1 protein-coding gene is annotated in these 307 nt (G+C 53.1%); it reads left to right on the top strand.

What is annotated here, in order from left to right; all coding sequences use genetic code 11:
• Positions 1-307, top strand: a 307-nt coding sequence (locus I8J31_RS20795) for a hypothetical protein (RefSeq protein WP_199470498.1), incomplete at both ends; no start/stop codon positions are given.

Raw genomic sequence — 307 nt, 5'->3', positions numbered from 1 at the left:
TGCGTTGTGTGGCTTTTTTGAGTTGGTCGATGCTGTCGTTGACCCAGTCTGGGGTGGTGAGTTGGGCGATTTGTTGTTGGTGGAGTCGGACGGCTTTGATGAGGCGGACGAGTTCGATGTTGGAGACGACGACGGGGTTGGTTGTGAAGTCCATGGAGAGGATCATGGTGTTGAGGAGTTTGTATTTGTCGTCGTCGGGGTTGTCGGGTTGGGCGGCGGGGAGGTGTTTTTGTGGGTTGGGTTGTGCTTCTCGCTGTTGTTTTTCCATTTGGTTGAAGGCGTTGATGTAGGCTTCTTTGAATTGGGC

This window comes from Marinomonas transparens (genome assembly GCF_016463975.1).
In the GTDB taxonomy this organism is placed as follows: Bacteria; Pseudomonadota; Gammaproteobacteria; order Pseudomonadales; family Marinomonadaceae; genus Marinomonas; species Marinomonas transparens.
This window is presented reverse-complemented; position numbering and strand designations above follow the sequence as displayed.